Here is a 24,125-nt window from a genome sequence, read left to right as displayed (position 1 = left end):
GTTTTAGATTGGTAGTGTGTAAATTCGATATAAATCAACAACTTAATACCCGATAACCCCAATTATCGGGTATTCCATCGTAAGGTAAAAACAACCTATTTAATCGATAATTGCTTAGTCCTTTCCATTTCATTAGTAAGAAGATCTTCTAAAGCATTGGTTACAAAATCTTGCTTTTTGTTATTGGTAACTTTGAAAAAATCAGCTTTATCGATTATGTACACTACTAAGCAAGACGTAATGGCTATCAACGCGCCAATTATTATTGTCGATATTAATTCAGAACCATACGGTAACACCGCCTTAAAATACGTCTCTAACATGTTTTGAACTAAAATACCTGATGCTGCAATCATTCCTGCTGCAAATATTTTTGTCGCCTCATGAGTAGCCTCAATAAGCGTCATACCTTCAGGTGGAGAAAGGATCAACTTTAGTGCACGTAATAGAGAAAATCCGCCCTCTCGAATTAACGTTACCGTTCGTTTTGTTGTGGTTGCAAAGGTATTAATGAAAATAGTCGCTAATTCAGAAAAGAAGCCGGAGGCTGCGGCTCCTAAGCCTACACCTATAATTGATTTCCATTCCAAAGTACATTGATTAACAATGCGTCCAATACGAACCCTAAGTTCTTTGATATTTGAGTCAGTTTCTTTACCATTTTTCCAACAGTCGATAACTTCATCAATAAGGCCACTCATAAACAAAGTTAAAACTCGGCCTAAAGCTGCAGTCACACCCGCTCTTTTTGCTGTGTTTGTAGCAGCGGCTATACTGTTTTTACGAAACTTATCTGATTTATAGTATGTTTCATCAACCTTGTTATCAATAGCTTCCTGAGCTTCCTTTTCGGCTTCTAACATACGTTGTTTATTAATTTTTCCATTATCTTCTACGTAAACTTTAGCATTGGCCAATTCACGTTGTTCTTGATCTGATAAGGTATCTTTTGCTTCTAACCGACTTATACGCACCTCTTTTTCTTTTATTTTCTTATCGATGTTAGCAACATATTCTGCATTAGATTGAGCATTTTTTGTCGAGTTGACCTTTGGGTTTATGAACTGAAGATTCTCATCAGTATTTGCAAGATCCACGGTATCCATTTCAGCTAAATTAGCGGCACGATCATCATGTATTGTTGACGCTGGTATAGTATGATCAAGTGATTTATGGATTTTCCCATCTTTCCCTCGTTCAAATAACTGCCCCGTCGATTCATCAATTAATGTACAATTATCGGCTTCAGCATTACCAACTCTTTGTTTTTTATTGTATTTTTTACTGCGATTATGATAGTCATCAGAATCATATTTCTCTCTCTGGTCATACGCTTTTTCTGCGTCTTCAGTAGCGTAAATCTTTTTCCTGACATTATATGTTGTATCTACATTACCACCGAGCTGATCATGTTTAGCCAACTTAGACCCCATGCCTAGCGGTACAATTGAAGCAATTACATCACGCTTAACGTCTATAAATAATTGTTCTAATCGTTGACCATTAAACTGATCTGATAACATTGTAATTAGTAATTTTGAATCGTTGACGCCATGAGTGATCTCAATTGGCTTAATCAATTCTATCTGCGAATTATCACGCAATGAATCTTCATGCAAAGAATCAATACTTGCTTGAGAAACAACAGAACGTTTATCAGCCCATTGTTTACGACACTGTTTTCTCTCTAAATAATTCATGCAACCTTGCTCCATTCATTACGAAACGCATATTGCTTATCATTTGGCTTACCATCAATTGACATTGCAACTTCAATCATTTCAATGCACTGACTTTTTGATAGCCCTGCACGATTCGCCACTGATATTGCGCTACGTATTGATACTGGACGCTTCATTAATGACTCAGCCTTTTTTCTTGTCTCTTGTGATGCATTAGAGACAGAAAGCCCACCAGCTGCCTGAGATATATCAGTGAATATATTTGTAGGGATTGGAATTTGTTTACAACCAGCTACAGCCGTTCCAATAGTGATCAATGCTATAATTTGGTTTTGATGATAAACGTACTCTTCGTTTGCCTTTATTGCCTTATCTGCATTATCGTTAGCTGTTTTTACACTATTTATGTTTTCGGCTTTTCCGTTGTTATAACCTGATTTATAATCTGATCGTTCTTCTTCTTTTTTAAACTTTTCGCCACCAAAACAATAACCAATTCCCGTCGCAGCTAATAATGCGACCGCTCCTGCTGCTAACTTCCCATAAGACATAACATAACCCTATTAATAATATTATAGATATGTGTTGTAGCATTTACTTATAAGTGACCTACAACCTCACTAAATTAGACGACTGATTGCATAAAAAGTCTATAGCATATGGGCAAAAAAATCCTTGCCTAACCGCGCTTAAACGGAGGTAACGATTTAATAATTTGCTTACCATAGGCTTTAGTATTCAATCTGGAATCAAGAATTGTGACTGTCCCACTGTCCATTTCTGTTCTAATTAACCGTCCGACAGCCTGAACAAGAGCCCTGCTAGCTTGTGGTAGCGTAAGTTCAAAGAACGGATTTCTCCCCCGAGATTTCAGAATTTCAGAATGCCTAATTGCAACGATATCGGTAGGAGAAGAAAATGGAATTTTTGTGATGATTAAGTTCGTTAATAGGTCACCAGCCAAATCTAGACCGAACGAGAAACTGCTTGTACCAAATAAGACGCTCTTCTTACCTTCCTTTAATAACTTCGAGTGCTTATCTAGCATTGTTTGCTTAGGAGAATTACCTTGTTGCTGCAGGATAAAGCCTTTCTTCTTAGCTTTACGCTTAACCCCATCAAAGACTTTATTCATCTGCCAATACGATGAGAATAGGACGAGGTTTGCGGCTTGATCTGTTATGTACTTTTCGAATAAATTATCAATGAGATATTGGGTATATTCTTCTTGGTCACCTGGTTCAACCTCTATTACAGGAATGCATAAAGTGCTTTTCGAATAATCAAATGGCGAATCTACTCTGAATACTTTTGCGTGATCAGGATAGCCTGACTCTGATTTAAATAACTGGAAAGATCCGACGCTACTTAATGTAGCCGAGCACAGAAGCACATCCGAGGTATAATCCCACAATAGATTTTGTAATATTCCTCTTGCCTCTATCGGTACGACAGATAGCGTATAGGTATCACCGCGACCTTTGCTATCAATCCACTTAGCCATTTCATCAAAATTATCTTTACCTAACATAGTAAACAACACATATTCAGCAGTTTTTATCCAATTAATATGGAATGTATAATCGCCATAGATAGTTTCTTGATTTGGGGTCAACGGATCACCATCATCAATTATTTTTTTATAGACATTGATTATTTCATTAACCAATTTTTTTAATCGTCTAAAATCCTTTAGGGCGTTGTCTATAAACGAGGCTAGATTTTCACAGAATGCACGAAGAACATAAATGTTATCTTTAAAAAAAGTATCGTGATTGGCTTGAAGATATGCTTTTAAGGACGTTACGCTATCGACGCAACTACTGGTAAGGTCGAAAATTTTATTGAATTTATCGTTTAGCCGAAGTTGCGATTCATTTATTGAATGCCTTTTAGCTGCTTTAACTAACGATTCAGCAAGACTTGTAAAGGACGCAATGGAAAACACCCCTTCTGATGCTGAACGAGCAATATCAGGAAGGTCGTGAGCCTCATCGATAACTAATACGCACTCACTAATTGACGGCAAAATAACGCCCCCACCGCAACTTAGATTTAGGTCACTCAGCAGTAGGTTATGATTCACAAGGATTACAGTCTTATCCTTCATTCCACGTCTCGCCTTATGAAACGGGCATTCACGATGACTTTCAAACCTTGATTGACATTTATGCTTATCGCTAACTATTGTGGCCCATACTTCACTAGGTATCGTATTTGAATATGATTCTTTTTCACCGTTCCAAAGACCGCTATTGTAGTCCCTATGCATTTTTTCTAACATTTGCGATTCTTCGCTATCATTTGAAAATAAGAAGCTTTGGGTACCACCCTTACCTATCGCGTCAGAAAGTTTATCAAGACAAACGTATTGGGCTCGACCTTGTGCTAACGCATAGCTAAATTTTTTGTTGTAAAGGCGAGAAAGTAGCGGAATATCTTTCTTTAATAATTGTTTTTGGAGGGCGATAGTACCGGTACTGATAATAACCGTCTTTTTATTATTTACGGCATAGGTTATTGCTGCTGCTAGATATGCTAATGACTTCCCTGTTCCAGTTCCAGCTTCACAAATAGTTACAGTCTCATGTGGTTCATTCAACTGCTTTACAAACTCAAAGCACATACGTTTTTGCCCAGCACGAGGTCGATAGTTATCGAAGATATCTTCACACTTATTGAACACTTGCTTTAAGTCTTTCAATTGTTCTTGCATAAAAAATTATCCTATAAATTAAATATTACAAGTAACTCTAAGTGATACCTGAATGTAGTTAGAGTTACTTCACGTTTCAATTAGAGTAACTCAACGATTTTGCTGCGCGACTATCATCTTTGGTCTCGTTAGCATTAGCGGTATTAATTATTGAATTTAGATGGGTATATTAATAATAACATCTATCAAATCAACAATCTGCATATTAAGCTAAATGTCATTTATCCCATTTAATCAAATTGGTTGATGTCTAATTTTTGTCGTATTTTACTTACAATGTAGTCATTTCCTTACGATATTTATCGTTGTTAGGCGTATGTGAAAACTTGTTGTGGCCATCACCTAAAATATGAATTCATAATCCACCAGCAAAAAAGATTAAATATTTTCTGTACAGGCTGAAGTCACGATATAACAAACGCTTGCCCCTTCTATTACTTCGATAGTAATAGGCTCATCGAGCATTGGTGCACACATGATTTTTTTTAGGTAATCAGGATGGTATTTGCTAATTTTTTTGATTTTTTCAAGTGCAGCTTTAAACGGCTCTGATGAACATGCGTATTTTTTGGCGTTATCAAGTAACAACGGTAATTCATCACGACAGATGATCCTTCGCATTAACTGGTATTCTCGATGATTTCCCTTAACCCCCATTCCTCGAATAATCGTTAATATGGCATAGCCCCAATCTTCAGCGACTTTACAAACAGGTGAATTTTTATAGCGTTCTAAATCGCCTTGTTGTTCTAACCATAACCCATAGTTCATTATTTCAAACATCCAATAGTATTTAACCTACCAGCAATATTACCACACTATCAATGCTTAACGTTTATTGCGCAGGTAAATACCCATAGTACGATGGATGCATCATATAACCTCCATTATGGGCTTCTAATGCTAATACCAATTAATGCTGGAGATCAGTTCGTTACTCTCAGCAAATCAATTACATCACCATTTCCAAAGCTATCTAAACGAATAACTAAACGTGAAAAGGCAAAGCTTAATGACTGGCTACAAACCAATGCCATACTAGAGGCTGTTCGACAGGGTAATGATTTTGCTAAGGGTATGTTTGAGTGTTTAGATGTTCGTAATTGGAGTACAGCAGACGGTGAAAGTGTTCATCAATTTTTATTTGGTGCTAAATATGTAAATGGGCATATTGGGGATTTAAAGTACATGGGAAGTGTCGTAAGTGAGCTACAATTAAATGCTAACTCTAACACCACAGAACTAGATCCGCTTATAGCATGGGCTTTTACTTAAGGTTGGTAGCTATACCATCAAAGAAGCGACGCTATATAACTTCAATATATCGTCGCTAACCCAACTATTGAAACGAGGGATCACAGTGGCCATGTTGACAAAGTTGAGTGAGAATGTGTGACGATAATCTTAATTTTGAAATATCAATCATCGACACCTGAATGATATTATCAATCAGGTGTTCAATATCATCATCACTGAAATTAATGTGTGAATATCGCTTTGCGACGTACACTTCAACTAACTTCGAAAGCGCACTTTCTTTATTGTTAAATTTATCAAAATAAACAACTCTTGCTCCCACCTGAAACAGACTGTTAGCAACCTCAACAAAGCCAATAAGTGTGCGTTCTACATCTAATAGAGCCTGTTTACGCTCAAGCGATTCAGGGTTAAGTGTGGTGCTACAAGGAGACACTACATCTGGATCCTTCCCCTCTTTAATGGGCGCATCCAACATATCCAACTTTCTGTTAACAACAATTAAATCGTCCACTAAAACACCAAACGTTAAACATTTATTACGTAAGATACCATTAATATTGTTTGTTAATAACAATTAAAACTATGATTTCAAAATCAGTTATTAAACATAAAAACTGTAAGGTAACATTACGAAGCTCACATGTAAGCACAGGCTTTATCATTTCCCGCTTACAATAAAAATATTCCATTCAGATATTGCTAATAATTTTTATTTTGACGTTAAGCAACAGCTTTCTGCATGGCTTTTAGTTCTCCTTGCTTACTCTTTAACGCATCACTTCCTAATGAACGCACATCCCAAACGAACCTTGCACATTTATCGGTGTCCACATAACCACAGCACTCATGCTTATAAATACGGTTAATATGGCTATTCAAATTAAAGAATGTAACTCTAGATGCAGTAGTTAGGCACCACTCAATAGCATCTATGATTAAATAACGCTCGTCCGACCTATTGCATTGATAGTACGTGGATTTATACACTTTTTGATCTGTGCTTTTAGATACCCTTTCGTGTCTATTAGCTCTCTTACTTTTCATAGATTCAAAGATGGAAAATGTTAAATCATTCATAACATTAAGATAAACCCGCATTCAAATTAAAAAACACATATTAACCACTACTAACTTCACTTTCAACGATCAGCGTTATCTATATAAATAAAAAATCACGACACCAATTTGGCTATCGTGATTTCGTAGTCGCATTACAGCAAGGCACCTCGTTAAGATATATATTTGCTAATATTATAAATTGGTCTGCTTAAATCTGATTGATAATAAGGAACACTTAAACTTGCTGACCATGTAGGGGTCTTTGATAATTTTCCATTCTTATCTAACTTAAATAACCTTGCTTTCCATGGCGTGTTTGAGTTACCTGAAATTCCGACTATAACGACACCTTTACCATTAAGTGCATGATTAGGTACTACCACCGAGCCATCACTTTGAACTTTTGCAGGTCTAGCATCTGCAGCTGCCGCCATTGATAATTTATTATCAACCGCAACGATGATATTAGCCCGTTCAGCAAACGTTACTAACTGCTTATTAGAGACGCCCATCTTAGCCAAGTATGCTTGCCACTTATTTGAAATTAAATAGCTCGGCTTGAACTCTATTTGTTCAGTAGTAACATCGTAAACACCACCCGTATTATCTCGGATGGTTGCTTTGATGATTTTTAAGTCACTTTTCAATTCAACAGGATATTTACCATAACGAACTTTTGCCTCATCAAAAAACGAGGACATCTGTTCACGTTGCATCTGCAAATCTAATTCACTGGCCTTATAATTCACAATTTCTTTATTATGCTGTGCTAAAAAATCGGTGACTAAAGGTTTTGCAATAGATAATTCATTTTTATTGTCAGTAACGAACAACTTACCAGTATCATTAATCTTTAAATATGGCAGTTCAATTATTACCCCACGATGGTACTCTGACTTTATACTTAACGATAACTGGGTTAGAAAACTGGTAACGTTCAATATATTCCGTTGTTTAATACCGTTCGCGGATAAGCGATCATTGATCTTATCGTTGAGTGTATTAATCAGTTTATCAATCTTAATACCATCATGGTCATGCCTTGATGTAGCTTCAGCTAATAGCTTATGCTTGGCATCACGACGTGCCTTATAATCACTCAGTTGATTAGTGATTTTCTTATAGCGACGAATATCGTCAGCATTAGTTAATTCAATCTCGTGCTTTAAGGCCATTTGAAATTTAGGAAATTCTTGTTTTCTTAGCTCAAGAGCCTTAATTAGCCAATCGATATTTTTTACAACATCACTATCAGCGGATAAAACCCCACGCTTTATCACTGCTTGTTTTACCGCTTGGAAACGCTGAATTGAATTACTTTCAAGATAAATTTGGGCATTATCATTAAATGCTACTGACAGAGCACGATTAAACTGTTCAACCTCGTGAGTTTGAATAGCCCTCAATAAAGTTTGGTCAAAAATACTATACCCATGAACAGGGATCGTAAACGCTTTTGCTTCCAAGCCATTTGTCGGCAAAGAACCAAAAAAAGGTACTGCGTTCGGTTGATTTAAATATAAAACCATGCCACCAGCAAGTAACGTAACAGCAGCCACACCAGCCAAGTGTTTTTTATTTATTATCATTTTTTCTTAACTTTTTTTGATATTCAATTTCGGTTAGTGATACTTCATCCTTATCAAACAGTCCCTTAGTTCGAAAACCATCACACCCAGTTTTTCTGTAATCGACACATCCCCAAAACGGTTTACCTATATGTTTACCTTGCTTGGCTACTTTCGTAATCATTGGCTTTTTACATTTAGGACATTTAGGTAAGTGCTCGCCTTTTACCCGCACCATCAATTCATCATACAGTAATTTGATAACGGCAAGAGCACAGATAGAAAAGGTGATTGGGTGCCCCGTAATAATATAAAGCATTATTTTATCCCTAATGTAATAAATAAAAGCTTACCCACACAACATGGATAAGCTTTAGATGTATTACTTATTAGCAACTACCGTAGTTTTAGTATTTTCTTTTAATAGATTATCAGCAGTTACATCTTTCACAGGGTTAGCAATTACAGAGCCATCTTTAGCAATGATAATTTTACCTTGCGTCATTTCACCTAATGGTTTTAATGGAACCTTACCTTGGTCGATGATCATTTCATTTGCTAACTTATAAGTATTAGCAATCATTTCAATCGGTACAATTCGTGGTAAATTGTTGGTTTTTTTAATGCGAACAGGTAGGTACGCTTCAAAATAGGTACGACACGAACCGATATCAATTGAGTCGCCATTCATAGAGCCGGAACAACGTACATAGGCACCCACACCACGGGCATCCATATTTAGTTCTACTGATGGACGTTGCATGTATACGCCAAATGCTGAGATAGCGATCAAAAGACCGAGCATATATTTACCTTTGCTAACATTCCACTTGTACCAAGGTTGCACTGCATTATTTTCAGGTAATTCTAATACTGTTTTCTTTTGAGTTTCTTGTTCTTTATTGTTTGACACTTCGTCTATTCCTATATGATTAATATCGTAATTGCATTACAGAAAACCATACTATAACGCTATACGTTAATATTGTAGTATGATTATTTATATAATTTGTAATGCATGAACAAAAAATGGATTAAATCATGGAAAATAAGCAGCAAAAAGATAACAGTAATAAAAAAAAATGTCTACAGCACAAATTTTTATGCGCACAGCTGTTAGCTGTTTTATCTCAGGCGCTATCGTTGTCGGTGGAACATCACTTTTTATCAGTCACCAAGTAAACAAATGGATGGATGAGAACCTAACAAACATTAATGGCGTTAACATTGAAAAGGTTTCTAGCGCTTACGGTTTAGCTTCAGTTGAAATCAAATCCAAAATAGTGATCGCAACAAATAAGTTCCCAGAAATTAGTGCTAATATTCCAAACGTCCCACCTTATATCACAGCTATTGCTACCACTAAATTCGGCACTTCATCTGCGGATACGCACTTACAATTACTGGGGGATAGTGCAAAACTGCTAAGTGATTACATTCAACGTAATCAGCTTAAATTCAAAAATGGCGCACCATCAAATTACGAACGTAACGCTACTGATGGCAGTTTAGACTTACCCATTGCCATTCATACAACTTATTCAGATTCGGACCATTCAAGTAACGCTGTTCAAATAAAGTATGATACTAAGATCGTATTCAGCGATACCATTTCTAATACAGGGGCGATCATCAATGGGTTGACGTATGATTTTGGTGGCTATGATGGGAAAATAACACACACCCTCACTCAACTAAAACAAATTCGGGTACCCACACCTCATAATAAAGATGGATCTTTACTAAACATTGAAAATGTAAAATTTAGTCGTATTTATGTTCCTGATGGATTAATACAAACGACGACACCCATTGAATCTATTGATAGTGGACGTCTTGATGTTGATACTATTACCCTAGCCACAGAGACTAATGATTACCGCATACTTCCTGTTATTGATTTGCAGAAATTATTAGTAACATACAACTTAGGTAATGAGCCCAAAACAGTAAGTGACATTGATGATGTCAAGAAAGATAAGCAGGTAAATTATCCTCTATCATTAACCGGTTCACTTACTGCTGAAAAATTCTTAATGGTAGATACGAATAATAAAAACATTAATGCTGAAATATCATTATCTGGAATTTCAGGGCTAAAATTAAAAGAATTGTTATCCGCTTACGATCAGTCTATCAATACTACTGCTGCAGACCAGGCGCGTTTAAAACAATCTGCGACTGAATTAGTTAAAGCGGGAATGAATGTTGATAATCTTTCATTACATTTAGATAATGATGACGGTGAAATTAGCAGTAAACTAACAATGCAGATAAATCCATCAGCAGCCCAGTTAATCACCAAAGATCCATTAGCGGCTATTGCGGGAGTTGATATTCATTTTACAGCATCACTTCCTGCGAATTTTGTGCAAAAAACAGCAATCATCCCGCAACCAGTAATAAGTAAACTTATCCAGATGGACTTTATTAAAGTAGTTAATAATCGTCTTGATACGGATATTCACTTAGATAACAATCAACTGATCGTTAACGGTGAACACCGAACCTTGTAAATAACACAAAAACGCCAGTTATTAGAATTTCAATTCTCTGGCGTTTTTGTTATCACTGTTTGTAATACAGATAGTAATCAGCAGGTGTTAGTATTTGATTGATATCTGGAGGGAGAGCAATCAATTTAGCTCCTATCAACACCTTAGGATCTCGACCATCACAGGTCAGAACTAAAATATAATTATCATCAACAACCCCGCCAGTAGATCTTAACAACCCCCCTTCAGTGCTCAATCGACAATAGTTATCCGCATACGACGTCCCTTCTTCAAACCCAAACGCCGCAGTAAAGCGTAGAGCATCAAGTTTGTAACGAGTAATAGAATCAAAGACCAAAGGGGTCAAATCCTCTTTGGGTAAATCTTTATATTTACTACTGTATGCTATGTACGTTCGGTCAAAAACTCCAATAGGGTCGGTTGACATGGTTGGCTGTCCACCAGCCATTAACTCGTATGATTGTACTTTGATCCATCGATAAACATGAACTACATCATCCATACGAATTATAGTCACAAGACCAAACAGTAATGTAACCCATATACCCACATGAACTCGCTTTAATTTATTCTTTAGCTCACCTACAAAAGTTCTCTTCTCTAGGTTTTTATTCGCAGTTGGTTTTAAGTTAACTTCCTTATGAGTACGCAGGCTTATTCGTACTCTCTTATTTTCGTTTTTACGCCCTCGTGGGTTTAAAAGCTCTATTACTGCTGATACTTGAGCTATGAATAACTTAGCGAGGGTTTTTCTCTCGTTTTTATCATTCATCATTTTCACGCTAAATGTTAATATTGTAAGACTTGAACAATAATACATTAATGCCGGAGAAAAGTTATGGAAATAAAAGAAACTAACACTGGAATAAAAAAAAGAAATGTCATTTTTGGCATTGAAACCAGTATAGCACTGGCAATTTCTTATATTATCGCTGCCATAACACATACACCATTTGCTTTTCTATATATTTCCATAGCAGGACTACATTGCATCCTACTCTCTGGAATTCTACGTAGTCGTAGTTTTTCGACTGGTCAAACGGCCGTTGTTTGCATATTGGTTTATATAGTCAGCTTTATCGCATCGAATCTCAACGGCTTTGATAATGAAACAATCCTTTCTAGTATTCAAACAAACCTTCTTGCATGGATAGCTCTATGTCCAATGCCATTCTTTATTTATTCTATCGTTATCCGAGTACACGGCGTTAAATACGTAGAGATAGATCGCTAATGGCATACTACGTCGATATACCTCAACAATATGAAACTGCAGGGCACCCAATATCTCAAGTTCAAATAGAAAAGTACGTTGATGCAGCTGCTTTAAAACATCATATCGACAAGTATTTATTACTTGCGATTCTTGATGTTGAACATGGCAATGAGGGTATGGTTAAAAAAAATAACGGCCAAAGTTGGGATCTTGGTGTTGCACAGATTAATACTATTCAATTTAATGAAGTCTTCTTTAAGCAAGAGTACCAAGACGTTAATTGGATGAAACTCGCCAACAATACCAGTCTAAATATTGATGTAGCAGCTAGAATTCTTGAGCTAAGAATTTCAGAACTAAAAACAGGCGAATCGATAATTAACGCTGTTGGCCATTACCATTCAAAAACACCCTCACATAAAATGAAGTATTTACAAACGTTAATGCATAAATACTATCAGAGGGCAAAAAAATCAGGCACAGGATTCAATTTAAAATGAGCCAACCGCCAAAAAATAAGAACATACATCATACCCTTACTGCAATTGAACAGTTTGAACGTGATAGAATAGCTTTTGCAATTGTCGCAAAAGAAACTGGAATGTTTGATTTTATAGTTAAACTTGCAAACACGTTTGGCAGAATACCGTCGGCATCAATCACAACAAATGATGGGGTAACAACATCATATAAAACACCGCAAAATATCACTATGCCGAAACTTCACAGTACAAAACAACCTGATATCATTCCAAAAGAAAAACCCGCGCCAACAAAAAAAATAATCTCAAATAATTACTCTCGCTCTAAGATGACAAGATTTAAATGATCATTTATTTGAGATTGCTTGATAAACGGTTACCATTTAATATACCAAATTAAACCAAAATGATAATTGTGTTTTTGGTTGTTAAATCTGTTCAAATACAAATAAAGGCAAATAATTCATGACAAATAAGAAAGATGATTTACCTATTAAAATCACCGCTGAAACCCTAACAAAAATGCGCGCATTACGTCTGTTTTTTGCTGGTTCTTCCGCTGATGAATTAGCCAAGATAATAAAAGGCCTATCAACAATTCTTGAAGAACAAAAAAAAGCTGAAGCGATACTTGAAAAAGAGAAGAATGCTAAAGATCAAAAACTTAAAGATATTTTAGAATTAATTAAAAGTGAAGGTGTTTCTGTTAACGATCTTACTAATTTCATTGATGAAGTTCAGCCATTACGTAAAAAAAACAAATAATCTATAATTATCTTCATTAATGTTAATGATAAAAAGGAATTGTACAATTTCGTGCAATTCCTTTCAGGATATAAAAATTGAAATCATTACATCTACTATTACTGACCATTACAGCCTTACCAATCCCCTCTTACGCCTCATTTAATAACGAACAAATAGCTGCATGGCAAAATGAATTTTCATCACCAATTCAAACTTCTGATGCAGATATTGCCACACTAAAGCAACGTCAACTCGCTCAAAAACAATTGCAGAAGTTAAATCAAGGACATCCTCTTACTCCTGAAAATCTCATTTTCGACCAAAATCGAATAGCGGTCATTAAGTCAAATGCTATGCGAAAAATTAATGATCCTACATACTACGAATCAACACACGTATACCAACACTGCGCAACTGATATTAGACTATACTGTGCTCTACATAATCAAGATTTCCCTACAGTAAAGCTCTGTTTAGAAAAAAATACTCACAAAATTAGCACCGAGTGTCACCAATCGCTAACACATCCACACTCAGGTAATAAAACTATTGGTACGTTGTTATTTCATGATATTCAAATACCAGAAGGAAGTGTTTTCTATCGGGTTAATCAAAAAATTGGAGTGTCATTATCAAGACCAACACAAGCTATGGGGATTACAATTAAAAGAGATTTAGTCTTTTGGCCTAACGGGGCTATTGCTTCTTTTACGCCAGCATCGATTATCACTCTAAATGGCTTTACTCTTTCTTCAAATTTGCCCGTGTCATTGTTTAATGACGGAAAAATACAATCGTTCTACTCTCCTACTACTATGGTCCTTAATAAAAACGCAATTCCACCTGAAACGCGCATTTATCGTAAGTCCATTACGGATGAGTGGCGATTCTAATTAATACAATACTTATCCACAGAAAATGTGCATAAAAAAAGCATTACCATTGTAAGTGGTAATGCTTTTTGTTTTATTGGCTGCAACCAATTCTTTTAATCGGGGATCTTTTTAACCATACGAAGCGCAATTTGCTCCATATTGATATTAGTTAATACTTCAGATCCATCCGTAAAATTAATAATTCTTAACCGACCTTCGCTATTGCCATCTTTGTCAGTAAAAAAAGCGATATCATTAACAAAGCTCTGGTCATAGGCTGACACGTCAGGGGTATTAGTCATAAATGGTAGCGATGGAGTGTCTTTAAACACTTCACCAACTGCAGGGCTGTAACACTTACGCTCGATAAGCGTTGATAATTCCTTGATATTAGGAATTCGCCAACACACATCACCAATATTACTGCAATCATCTTGGGGGTAAGTAATACCAAATTTAATAGCTGCCGACGTAGCTTGTTTTAGCGTATGGAATGCCTCAGACACACCAGAACATGAATTTGATTCTTTGTTATACTTTTGCCCAACGGCACACTTTGCCCAACGCAACTTATTCGTCACATCGTCTACTGTACCATCATAGTTATCGATGAATTGGCTCTCACCATACGATGCCACTAAATTAGGATTACATTCTAATGCAAACGCATTGCCTGATAACGCAACCATTCCCATAATCATTGCAAGTTTTAACTGATCACTAATCATTTGTAATATCATCCGAAACTAAAATAACACTATGAGCTTCTTTCTTCTTGCACATCTTAACTTCGCCAGTTAATGCGCCCATGCACCACACTGAACCTGGAGCATTCGCTACCGTTGACGAACTTAAATAAAGAGCCTCTCGTTGCTTGTTACTTACTGACGGATCTAAATTAATAACATCCTGATTTTCAATATTTCCATCTTTAATAACAGGATTAACTAAAAGCACATTATTGCCAAAATGATCGACAACGCCATTATTACTCTCATTCTTATTAATCGGATAATTAGGAATGGATGTTGGTACTACTGCGCTGTAATTGTGATGATTTATCAGTTCACTGATCGTTGGTAGTCGCCAACTCTTTGCACCACAGAGGTTGTAATGGGTGGCATACTCGGCCTTAGCCTGTGCTGTACACGCAGTTACATTGGCTGTTGGGATAGTAAGTTTATTTTCATGTATATTTGATGGGAACGTACACATATTATTGGCTTTAAAACCGTTTACTTTTTTAAGAGTTGCGACACTTAGTAATTCTCCCGGTTCTCCACCATTAGTTTTAGCATTCCCATCATGCCATAAATATTGGTAACTCTTTGATTGCCAATTTAAGCCATCATTAAATAACTTTTCATCTGCAGCATTAACTTTTTGACTCGCTTGTTCTTTGTCTTCAGGAGTTTTTCCGTATCGCTGTTCATTCAGTGCTTCGTCTATACCTGCAACATGACTAGATAGTAATGTTGTTTCACCAAGCCGCTCCCACAAAAGTCCCGTTACATTGTCTCGAACACAACGAGGCACTTCATCCATGCCTGCAATGTTACCGCTACTATCAATAGCGTCGAGTTGATACCCTGCCCATCCATCCTGATTGTTAGGTTGTTCTGCATCTCGCCCAAAATCAGCGTCGTTATAGCCATACGATGATTGCCCATACGATTCTTGATAATTAGAATTTGGCAGTTCATCAACTCCGCGCTCAACAAAAAAAGTTGTCACGCCGGTATCATTAAGTGCTTTATCTGAAGCTATAGTTATATTCTTCGTATTAGCCTTACGATTAATGGTTGCTTCAGTTGCGCTGATCAGTTCGAGTTTTAATGATTCTTTATCTTCTAATGTAAAATCCTTTAGCACATGGATTTTAATAAGGGCAGATGTATCACCATTATCACCGAAGATTATTGGACTCGATGTTAAGATCTCATAGTCCTTATGGATTGCCGCATCACCAGTCAAAGAAAAATACAGTTTAACCCCACGAGCACTTGGAGAAGACATAGATACCGGGATGTTAATTGTATTACCTTCAGCTATTAAGGTGTCCTTTGTATCACCAATAGAAATTACCGGTTCTTTATCGACATCAGCGATCACAACTTCGCCCTGATCATGACCCTTATAGAATTTAGCATTAGAAAGTTCAGTGATTTTTAAGGCAAATGATTCAGGGCGTTCGTGAACGGTATCAGCCATTACAACAAATGGGATACTAAAAAACTGCTCGCCTTTTTTGATCGTGCCAGAACCCACAACTCGAACATAATCAAGATTTTCTTCATTGCGATTAATATCAGAAATGTGTTTATTTATATATTGATTTTCCAGTAAACGGTGACTAGCTGATACATCAAACGATTCATATTTAAACGTTACGTCTTTAATTGCGGGTTTAGTCAGAGAGATTTTAAAATTAAAAGTTGATGTCCCTTCTTTTGGTTCTGATACCTTTAAATTCGCCATTTTCAACAACGGCAATTCAATCTGAGGCTTTGGTTTTACGATATTACTGCCACTAGATGATTTACCCTCATCACCACCACCACCACAGCCCGTTAATAGTGCTGCGATAACGGCAAGTGATAAAACTTTCATTTTCATAATTCACTGCCTAAAAATCAATGATAATTCAATAAAAGGCATTATATACAGCATCCGTTGAAAGCGCAGTAGTAAGATCAAAAGATAATAAATAAAACATCAAATCAGCAAATAACACTTATAAAAAAACCTCATTATTTACCGAACTGGTAATTAACAAGGGCTTCGTGATATTTCGTCATAACCTAACCGCAAAAATTATAGGCTAATTTATTAAGCGCAAAAAAAATAGCCGAGACTGGCTCGACTATTTTCGTGGCTTTGGTAGCATCAAATATTAACTAAAATTAATCAGTTACATTCAAAACTAAACTGACTTTACGCGATCTTTTAATGTTTTACCAGCAGAAAATGCAGGAATGTTCGCTTCAGAAATTTGAAGCGGCTCACCTGTTTTGGGGTTACGGCCTACACGTGCAGCGCGATGATTAACCTTAAACGTACCAAAACCAATAAGCGCAACCGAATCACCATTCTTTAAGGTTTCGGTTACCGTTTCAATAAAACAATCCAAAACTCGTGATGCCGCAGTCTTTGATACATCTGCATCATGTGCGATTTTTTCTACCAATTCCAATTTGTTCATTTTTTTATACTCTTAGACTGTTCTGAATTAAGTGTTTTTACTACATTTATATAATAAACAATAACATCCATGACATTTAATGCCATAACACCATGTGTAATGTATAAATCGCATTCAATGGCAAGATAATCACCACTGACATAAAATCTACAACCCTCAAAGGTTCTATTAAGCTCATTAGCTAAATAATATGGTATACAATCACAAGGTAATGAACTATCAACAATTATCATTGATTTTGCAATTACTTTATTTAATTTAACCCTAGACTTTATAATAAATGATGTTGACGGGTCGGCTCTAGTCCACTTTTCATTTTCAATACTAACCACCAAAAATGTAACTCCAACGCCTCCAATATCTATCATTAAATGCGAATCGGTAGTATTAAAAAAAAACTTCACGCCATCATCTGAAAACTCGTTGCTTACTGAGCTAAATAGGTGAACGATATCAACTGGTAGGCAACTAACCAACATACTGTCAGTATCGTATTCAAACGACGACATAAGACAAGGTATTACGCCCGTAAAATTGTTAGAGTCTAGTTCCACTAAATAAATCCCAAATAATATAATACACCGAGCAATGACAGCGAATACGTCATTAGATACTCAGATATTGTTCCAGTGTTAAAATAAAATGGTGTTCTTATCCTTAACGGAATGGGCCAAAAAAGCCTAACACCACTTGTTGTAAACGCATCACCTAGTAAATGTGAACATGCTCCAAATGTTACGGCAAGCACCATTATTGACACGCTCACTATTGAACAATTCAAATTTAAAAACAACATATAAGCCACCAGCCACACCCATACAGTATGTGTGATCCCTCGACTATGCCTAAACGCCTGACCGTGTGATAAATCGCCTTGCATTGATGCTAATAATTTCGATACCCTTGGCAACTTACGTCCTATTATTGAATTAGGGCAGTCAACATCAGGAAGTAAAGAACCGATAGCAACGAACGCAAACGAAAAAGCACCTGTTGTTGTCTGAATATCAGGGACATAGTTAGGAATCAACTTGGATGCAACAAGCCACCCTGTACATCCAAAAATTATATGGTTTCTACCTAGCATAACTCGCTGCCTTTATCCGTATTGTTTAGCTCATTACGCTTCTGTAACCTGTTACTCTTGCATCGCCAAATTCTGGCGTAACGTTGCCTGTTTAGATTTCGCCTCTTCAATTTTAGCCTCTTTACGTTGTGCAGCTTCTTTCTTCACATCTTGATAAGCATGAGAAGCACTAATTGCTGTTAAGTCCACGCCTTTTGATTTAAGCATTTGACGCTGCTGATTTACGTCAAGATTCAATAACGTATATACAATGTATTTACCGTCGGAGTATTGAACTTTATTTTTTACGGTATGCACACCTACAATATCTGTCGGATCAACAAATTTTGTAATTACGTTATCACCGTCCATTTGTACATTACCATCCGTACCTTGGTGCATGTATTGACGTTCACGACCTGTAATTTCTTGGTTTAAAGCCTTTGCTAAACCAAATTCAGCATTCAACTTTGCTTGGTTTAGTGAGTATTGCAAATTATTAGTATTTGCAGTGCCGACCGCATAAATACTATCAGTTGTATTAGCTGGCACATTTAGAAACCAATCAGGGATATCGTCAAAACGTTGTTGCTCAACTTCGACAGCACGCTCATGTTGTTGTTTTTGAGCTTTAACGTAATCATCAACACCATTAGAAGCGCAACCTACAAGTAGAAGGCTAATCATTGTTGCCGCAATAACATTTTTAGAAGTATGTAATTTCATTATTATATCTCCAATTATTATGGTCATTGTTAATTTGATTAATTAACAAACATTAACAACTATCTTAGTTTAAATCACAAAGCGTTGTTGTTGAGACTATTATTTCATATTTTCTTATATGCGCTACCCCATTTTTTACATAAATACCGAACTTATTTTTATTGTCATTACATTACGATAACTGATAACAATGTTTTTTATATACGTAAGTTGTATTTATTGTTAACAAAAAACACAATGATGGTTAAAAATAAATAATCACACCAAAAAGGAACATAGATAAATAGTAAATTCGGCCAACAATAGCTATAAATGGAATGATTTAATCGTGGGAAATTGATCCTATATAAAAGGCCGATTGGTAATATTTACCAATCGGCCTTGTCGTTACTTAACTACGATAAAAAAATTGTCACTTACACACAGTGATCATTTGAGCTTTAATTTTTAAGGGGTAGCGCATACAAAAAACCATGTAAAACTGGATACAGATATTTACAGGGCATATAAAAATGGCACATACAGAAATACAATCTCTGATTAACGGGTTCATTGAACCGTTACGTAAAGAGCAATGCTACACCAATGAAAAAACATTGGCTCACGAACTCTTTGAATTAGAAAAGGCTTTAACCAAAAGCGTAGCTAAAGGCTCGTTACTTCATAAGGCTACAGAAAATAGCTTATTCAAATGCGTAGTTAATACCGCAAAACTCAAACTAAGCCTACGGGCATCACTTAACGAAGTTAAGATCGTTGGTATTAATGATCGCATCACTAATAGCGTTGAAGCTAAGTTGATGGTTTCAGCGACAGGCATGGCTCGGGCATTAAACCGTTCTAATGCAGGATTTACGATTGAAGCATTAAAAATCGTTTTTAGTGATGAAGAAGTTAGCTGGAATGGCTGTACTGAGGAATCTATTTTAGCCGAACGTTATACATTGCCAACCTCGCAACTCAAAGGAAGCGTTATGGGCAGCGTGGCTGTTATTGCTAGTGAAAACACAAAAATGGTTATCACTGTCACAGCGGAAGAAATTTTAGAACTGGCTCGATTAAACGGTATGACCGGGAATCAGATTAATACTGAGTTTTTCCTTGTTCACACATTAAAACGAGTGCTTAAAAACTTAGTTACTAATAATGAATCAGTACAACTTCTTGCTGAAATAGCGGGAGAGCTTGATGAATTTTTATTCCAGAATAAGAATTCTTCTAAGTATTCTTCTAAGTATTTCAAAACAGAAAGTATTGACCAATCACGTCAACACATCATTGATAATCAATAATATTACAACGAGATAGCAAAAATGACCTCACAGCTAATTTTTAATCAGTCAGCAGAAAAAGTTAAAGCAGATTTTAATGAAATCGTAGCAAATCATCATCATAACTTAGACTTTGACCGCGAATGCGAACACCTAAAGCGTATCATCATTAGTTCAGCACAAGATCATGAACAAGTATCACTTTATGAGGTTGATACAGACCAACTTTGTACTATTTTGTTAGAGACAGCGGCACTTGGCTTAACTCTTTCCCCTGCACTTGGCCATGTACTTGTAAAAGGTGAGCTTAACGACTTTATCCCAACGGCAAAAATATATGTTACTTATAAGGGGATGCAACAACTCTCATTTAGCACAGGGAACCTATTAGCTATTAATGCTTGGGTTGTACACGAAAATGATCGGGTAAAGGTTACAAATACATCCGAAGAACCAATTATTGAAATCGATAACCTATTCATGGGGAGAGGTGACGTTGTAGGAGCATTTTGTACTCTAAAATTAATAGATGGCACTTGTTTAACTTCTAATATGACAATAGCCGAGCTAGATGCTATTGCTGAAATGAGTGGTAATGAGGGTTGGTTTGGTCCATTTAAAAATGAGTACCGTCGTAAACAAGTGATCAAGCGGGCTCTATCGACATTCTATTCACAATATTGTGACTATATCATTGATGCAGATAAATATTTTTCAGAATACGAAGACAAAATAAATATTGATAAAGCAGATAATGCCGATCATAGGACGCCAGCAGAAATAGCAATGAATTGGAATAGTTCTAAGCGTACAGAATCTAATAACGAGGCTTTGCCAACAGTCGTCATCGAAGATGCTGTAGTAACCGAAGATGCTGTAGTAACCGAAGATGCTGTAGTCATCGAAGATGCTGTAGTAACCGAAGATGCTGTAGTAACCGAAGATGCTGTAGTCATCGAAGATGCTGTAGTAACCGAAGATGCTGTAGTAACCGAAGATGCTGTAGAACGATTAGCTCAAGAACAACAAGAAGCTATGCGACCACTTACTGAAAATGAACCTGACGATTTCAAAGTTATTAAACCTGAATCTATTCAAGTTGTTGATTCATTCTATGATTTTGATGAGTAGTAGTAAGCCAATAACGACAAGTGTGCGGTTGCGCGACTCAAGACTCATGTAACAATAAACCTATAGTTAATTAGCGAGATATTACTTATGAATCCGTTTGAACGTGAAGTTAGTTACATGAGAGTCAAAACCCCATTATGGTCAGCCTCTAATACACAACCAAAACAATCTGATCTAGAAAAAGAAAAGGCAGCTAAATACACAAATAAAAGCAGCTCAGTACAAAGTCCTATTCAGCAGCAGCGCCCTATTCAGCAACAGCAACAGCAACGCCCTATTCAGCAACAGCAACGCCCTATTCAGCAACAGCAGCGCCCTAAGCAGCAACAAGTACCATTAGTATCCCCATTCTTGGCTCCGTTTGACGCGATAGAACAATCACAGGAAATATTTACTGCTCATAATCAGCAATATAAGAGTATTAATGGATCAGCTTTAACATTCAAAGAAGAAGCTCTATATGCCAGAAACATCATTCTTGATAATTACAATAGCGCATCCGACAAAAAATATGCCCTTGCGTCAGCCACAGTCGATAGTGTTCAACGGGCACTGTATATGGCGGCTACCGTTGGATTATCACTTAATCCAATAAAAAAACATGCGTATCTTGTACCTCGATTCAATAAAAACAGTGGACGATTAGAGTGCCACCTTGAGCCTTCATATCGCGGGTTAGAATACATTGCTTTTCGAGCCGGCATTCTCAAAAAAGTACATTGTGTGCTTGTTTACGCAAAAGATAAATTCGAATGGATTAATGAATGTGAACGTCCTCGTCACGAATTTAATCCCTTCCATGGGCAAAAGGAACGCGGTCAATTTGTTGGTGGTTATTGTATTGCCGACTTTAACGATCAGACGCAACACATATCATTTGCTACAGCAGGAACAATATCTCTTTGCCAAAGCGTTAGTCTATACGATGGTATATGGAACAAATGGCAAGATAAAATGAGAGAAAAAACAATTATTAAGCAAGCTTTTGGTGAATGGCCTTTGTTTGATCCTTGCGTCACAGCATTAAGTTCATATTTTAATGCGTGTGATGAAGAAGTTTTAAATTAACAATTTTATTTTTACGCTGGCAGTTTATCGGGTATAAATTGTCAGCCACTTACGATTTATTTAGGGACACATGAAAAATGGTTACACCAGAAAATGCGAGTAAAATCATTGCAGAACATCTACGTGATATATTAGTAAAATGCAATTATAAATCCAACAACGATGCTGAACTTATATTGGCACTCGTAATAAAAGAAACAAGTCGTGCATTAAGAGTAGCGGTCGGTGATGATAGTGCCGACAAAGCCATCTCAATAGCGATTGATGCTTCCAAGAGGTCATCAGAGAAAGATAACCCCTACTCTCTTACAAATTTAAAGAGAAGAGGATTCACTGAAGCTCAAATTTTAAATGCACCAGAAATAATTCAATAAATCGTCATTGCATTACAAATAATATAATATGCTTCAATTATTTTAGTTAATGTACAGGCTTATCATCTAATTATGATTCATGATTTATTTACGTCATTATTTCTAATTCTAGTCGTGTTGTTTGTTATTGATATAGGTATTCGTATTAGCCATATTATCGTAGCTAAACAACAACAAAAGCTACTCATTAAAGAAGACATTAAGGTAGCCACAAATAAAACATTTGAAAAAGATTACCTAAAAAAACCAGTTTATGACTGTGAGGCTACCTGGCACCTTTTCAACGGAATAATTGCGCAGATGGGTGCTACATACAACATCCAGTTTGGTACAGCTCTATCATCGATGGTAAAACGTACAGATAATAAGGACATTGAAGATAGTGTGCTGGACATTTGTATTATCGACCCACGAACACTAAAAGTAGTTGCTGTTATTGTTATATCACAATCAGGGATTTATTCGACCACCAGCAAGAAAGAACGTCGAATCATTGAATTACTTAACTTCGTTAACATCCCTGCGCTAACGATCAAAAAGCAAGATTTCTATTCTATAAATGAAATATGCGCAGAAGTTATGGACGCCATTGATATTATGTCGTCATTAAACAACGATAAAAATGACCAATCATTCTACTAGCCTCTTGCGCGTTCGATAATTACTGTACAATAGGATCTATCATGTTTATTTACGTACTATCAGGTTTAATATGACCACCATCAATTACAGTGATGCTATCAGCCATTGTGCATTTTGCGGCTTAGTCGCCTTATCTACAGCTCGCCAAGATAATAAAATTAAAAATCGTATTGCCGCTAATAAATTTTTATCAAACTGGGCGCACAGAGCCATCAAGGAACGTCGATTTCCCAGTATTATTACACCAGAACTCACCTCGATTGCGGCAACAGGACACAGAAATGCAGTAGTGGCTAATGTTGAGCGTGTATTACAAAACATCTGGAATGGTTTTAACTCTGAAGAAAAACGGATAGATAACCTTCCCCAGAAGATGAACGACCGAATATCTAATGCCTTCAATGAATTAAAAATATCAGATTGGTCTGCGACTTATGCCTACGAACAAGATTGGTCTAAAGGTGGTTTTAAGCCCAACGGATTAAAAAATGTTTTTATCATTAAAGATCATGCAGAACTCTTTG

28 protein-coding genes are annotated in these 24,125 nt (G+C 36.4%); 13 read left to right on the top strand and 15 right to left on the bottom strand.

Annotated elements, in window-relative coordinates; all coding sequences use genetic code 11:
• Positions 1 to 95: 95 nt before the first annotated feature.
• From GLP24_RS13835 to GLP24_RS13820, 4 genes are all read right to left on the bottom strand, one after another.
• Positions 96 to 1,700 carry a hypothetical protein gene (locus tag GLP24_RS13835; protein WP_101767429.1) on the bottom strand — a complete coding sequence of 535 codons (1,605 nt, stop codon included), beginning with the start codon at positions 1,698 to 1,700 and terminating at the stop codon, positions 96 to 98.
• Entirely contained in the window at positions 1,697 to 2,233 is a 537-nt protein-coding gene (locus tag GLP24_RS13830) for a hypothetical protein (RefSeq protein WP_101767428.1), read from the bottom strand. The genes GLP24_RS13835 and GLP24_RS13830 overlap by 4 nt, the downstream gene beginning before the upstream one ends.
• Positions 2,234 to 2,361: 128 nt before the next feature.
• Positions 2,362 to 4,398 carry an ATP-dependent DNA helicase DinG gene (gene dinG / locus GLP24_RS13825; RefSeq protein ID WP_232577721.1) on the bottom strand — a complete coding sequence of 679 codons (2,037 nt, stop codon included), beginning with the start codon at positions 4,396 to 4,398 and terminating at the stop codon, positions 2,362 to 2,364.
• A gap of 378 nt (positions 4,399 to 4,776) precedes the next feature.
• Positions 4,777 to 5,169 (bottom strand): hypothetical protein, encoded by a 393-nt coding sequence (locus GLP24_RS13820; RefSeq protein WP_101767426.1) that lies wholly within the window; start codon positions 5,167 to 5,169, stop codon positions 4,777 to 4,779.
• A gap of 129 nt (positions 5,170 to 5,298) precedes the next feature.
• On the opposite strand from GLP24_RS13820, the gene GLP24_RS13815 reads away from it, so the two are divergent.
• Positions 5,299 to 5,673 (top strand): hypothetical protein, encoded by a 375-nt coding sequence (locus tag GLP24_RS13815; RefSeq protein WP_101767425.1) that lies wholly within the window; start codon positions 5,299 to 5,301, stop codon positions 5,671 to 5,673.
• Positions 5,674 to 5,737: 64 nt separating this feature from the next.
• On the opposite strand, the gene GLP24_RS13810 is transcribed toward GLP24_RS13815, so the two are convergent.
• The 4 genes from GLP24_RS13810 to GLP24_RS13795 all read right to left on the bottom strand — a co-directional run bounded on the left by GLP24_RS13810 (position 5,738) and on the right by GLP24_RS13795 (position 9,198).
• On the bottom strand, positions 5,738 to 6,169 hold the full coding sequence (locus tag GLP24_RS13810; RefSeq protein WP_144043132.1) for a hypothetical protein: 432 nt from the start codon (positions 6,167 to 6,169) through the stop codon (positions 5,738 to 5,740).
• Positions 6,170 to 6,887: 718 nt separating this feature from the next.
• Positions 6,888 to 8,306: a hypothetical protein gene (locus tag GLP24_RS13805; protein WP_101767422.1), complete on the bottom strand. Its 1,419-nt coding sequence runs from the start codon at positions 8,304 to 8,306 to the stop codon at positions 6,888 to 6,890.
• Entirely contained in the window at positions 8,293 to 8,604 is a 312-nt protein-coding gene (locus GLP24_RS13800) for a hypothetical protein (protein WP_232577722.1), read from the bottom strand. The genes GLP24_RS13805 and GLP24_RS13800 overlap by 14 nt, the downstream gene beginning before the upstream one ends.
• 63 nt (positions 8,605 to 8,667) lie before the next feature.
• Complete coding sequence (locus GLP24_RS13795; RefSeq protein WP_101767420.1) at positions 8,668 to 9,198, bottom strand: hypothetical protein; 531 nt, start codon at positions 9,196 to 9,198, stop codon at positions 8,668 to 8,670.
• Positions 9,199 to 9,367: 169 nt separating this feature from the next.
• On the opposite strand from GLP24_RS13795, the gene GLP24_RS13790 reads away from it, so the two are divergent.
• Complete coding sequence (locus GLP24_RS13790) at positions 9,368 to 10,801, top strand: DUF945 family protein (RefSeq protein WP_232616177.1); 1,434 nt, start codon at positions 9,368 to 9,370, stop codon at positions 10,799 to 10,801.
• Between the two features lie 52 nt (positions 10,802 to 10,853).
• On the opposite strand, the gene GLP24_RS13785 is transcribed toward GLP24_RS13790, so the two are convergent.
• A complete protein-coding gene (locus GLP24_RS13785) occupies positions 10,854 to 11,576 on the bottom strand; it encodes a hypothetical protein (RefSeq protein WP_101767418.1) in 723 nt (240 codons plus the stop codon).
• Between the two features lie 63 nt (positions 11,577 to 11,639).
• Between GLP24_RS13785 and GLP24_RS13780 the strand changes: the two genes are divergently transcribed.
• From GLP24_RS13780 to GLP24_RS13760, 5 genes are all read left to right on the top strand, one after another.
• A complete protein-coding gene (locus GLP24_RS13780; protein ID WP_101767417.1) occupies positions 11,640 to 12,035 on the top strand; it encodes a hypothetical protein in 396 nt (131 codons plus the stop codon).
• Complete coding sequence (locus tag GLP24_RS13775; RefSeq protein ID WP_101767416.1) at positions 12,035 to 12,517, top strand: lytic transglycosylase domain-containing protein; 483 nt, start codon at positions 12,035 to 12,037, stop codon at positions 12,515 to 12,517. Before GLP24_RS13780 ends, GLP24_RS13775 begins: the two co-directional genes overlap by 1 nt.
• Positions 12,514 to 12,846 carry a hypothetical protein gene (locus GLP24_RS13770; protein WP_101767415.1) on the top strand — a complete coding sequence of 111 codons (333 nt, stop codon included), beginning with the start codon at positions 12,514 to 12,516 and terminating at the stop codon, positions 12,844 to 12,846. The genes GLP24_RS13775 and GLP24_RS13770 overlap by 4 nt, the downstream gene beginning before the upstream one ends.
• Positions 12,847 to 12,964: 118 nt before the next feature.
• The gene (locus GLP24_RS13765; RefSeq protein WP_101767414.1) at positions 12,965 to 13,264 is read left to right on the top strand and encodes an H-NS family histone-like protein; all 300 of its coding nucleotides are present in this window, start codon (positions 12,965 to 12,967) and stop codon (positions 13,262 to 13,264) included.
• Between the two features lie 77 nt (positions 13,265 to 13,341).
• Positions 13,342 to 14,139 (top strand): hypothetical protein, encoded by a 798-nt coding sequence (locus GLP24_RS13760; protein WP_101767413.1) that lies wholly within the window; start codon positions 13,342 to 13,344, stop codon positions 14,137 to 14,139.
• A 95-nt stretch (positions 14,140 to 14,234) separates the two neighbouring features.
• On the opposite strand, the gene GLP24_RS13755 is transcribed toward GLP24_RS13760, so the two are convergent.
• From GLP24_RS13755 to GLP24_RS13730, 6 genes are all read right to left on the bottom strand, one after another.
• On the bottom strand, positions 14,235 to 14,849 hold the full coding sequence (locus GLP24_RS13755; protein ID WP_167388497.1) for an Lcl C-terminal domain-containing protein: 615 nt from the start codon (positions 14,847 to 14,849) through the stop codon (positions 14,235 to 14,237).
• Complete coding sequence (locus GLP24_RS13750) at positions 14,842 to 16,737, bottom strand: Lcl domain-containing protein (RefSeq protein ID WP_101767411.1); 1,896 nt, start codon at positions 16,735 to 16,737, stop codon at positions 14,842 to 14,844. Before GLP24_RS13750 ends, GLP24_RS13755 begins: the two co-directional genes overlap by 8 nt.
• A gap of 307 nt (positions 16,738 to 17,044) precedes the next feature.
• The gene (locus GLP24_RS13745; RefSeq protein ID WP_101767410.1) at positions 17,045 to 17,323 is read right to left on the bottom strand and encodes an HU family DNA-binding protein; all 279 of its coding nucleotides are present in this window, start codon (positions 17,321 to 17,323) and stop codon (positions 17,045 to 17,047) included.
• Positions 17,320 to 17,877 (bottom strand): hypothetical protein, encoded by a 558-nt coding sequence (locus GLP24_RS13740; protein ID WP_101767409.1) that lies wholly within the window; start codon positions 17,875 to 17,877, stop codon positions 17,320 to 17,322. The genes GLP24_RS13745 and GLP24_RS13740 overlap by 4 nt, the downstream gene beginning before the upstream one ends.
• Positions 17,877 to 18,410 carry a metal-dependent hydrolase gene (locus GLP24_RS13735; protein WP_101767408.1) on the bottom strand — a complete coding sequence of 178 codons (534 nt, stop codon included), beginning with the start codon at positions 18,408 to 18,410 and terminating at the stop codon, positions 17,877 to 17,879. The genes GLP24_RS13740 and GLP24_RS13735 overlap by 1 nt, the downstream gene beginning before the upstream one ends.
• A gap of 51 nt (positions 18,411 to 18,461) precedes the next feature.
• A complete protein-coding gene (locus GLP24_RS13730; RefSeq protein ID WP_101767407.1) occupies positions 18,462 to 19,115 on the bottom strand; it encodes a hypothetical protein in 654 nt (217 codons plus the stop codon).
• Positions 19,116 to 19,627: 512 nt separating this feature from the next.
• Between GLP24_RS13730 and GLP24_RS13725 the strand changes: the two genes are divergently transcribed.
• From GLP24_RS13725 to GLP24_RS13700, 6 genes are all read left to right on the top strand, one after another.
• The gene (locus tag GLP24_RS13725; RefSeq protein WP_101767406.1) at positions 19,628 to 20,407 is read left to right on the top strand and encodes a recombinase RecT; all 780 of its coding nucleotides are present in this window, start codon (positions 19,628 to 19,630) and stop codon (positions 20,405 to 20,407) included.
• 21 nt (positions 20,408 to 20,428) lie between these two features.
• A complete protein-coding gene (locus GLP24_RS13720; protein WP_101767405.1) occupies positions 20,429 to 21,517 on the top strand; it encodes a recombinase RecT in 1,089 nt (362 codons plus the stop codon).
• An 87-nt stretch (positions 21,518 to 21,604) separates the two neighbouring features.
• Positions 21,605 to 22,585: a recombinase RecT gene (locus tag GLP24_RS13715; RefSeq protein ID WP_101767404.1), complete on the top strand. Its 981-nt coding sequence runs from the start codon at positions 21,605 to 21,607 to the stop codon at positions 22,583 to 22,585.
• 77 nt (positions 22,586 to 22,662) lie between these two features.
• Positions 22,663 to 22,959 carry a hypothetical protein gene (locus tag GLP24_RS13710; RefSeq protein ID WP_101767403.1) on the top strand — a complete coding sequence of 99 codons (297 nt, stop codon included), beginning with the start codon at positions 22,663 to 22,665 and terminating at the stop codon, positions 22,957 to 22,959.
• A 72-nt stretch (positions 22,960 to 23,031) separates the two neighbouring features.
• Positions 23,032 to 23,601 (top strand): hypothetical protein, encoded by a 570-nt coding sequence (locus GLP24_RS13705; RefSeq protein WP_101767402.1) that lies wholly within the window; start codon positions 23,032 to 23,034, stop codon positions 23,599 to 23,601.
• Positions 23,602 to 23,671: 70 nt separating this feature from the next.
• A partial coding sequence (locus GLP24_RS13700; RefSeq protein ID WP_232577723.1) for a DUF2913 family protein occupies positions 23,672 to 24,125 on the top strand: 454 nt, incomplete at its 3' end.

Origin of the sequence: Photobacterium carnosum (genome assembly GCF_021236965.1) — a bacterium.
Lineage (GTDB): Bacteria > Pseudomonadota > Gammaproteobacteria > Enterobacterales > Vibrionaceae > Photobacterium > Photobacterium carnosum.
Note: the sequence above shows the minus strand (reverse complement) of the source record. Positions and strands in the feature narration are given on the sequence as shown.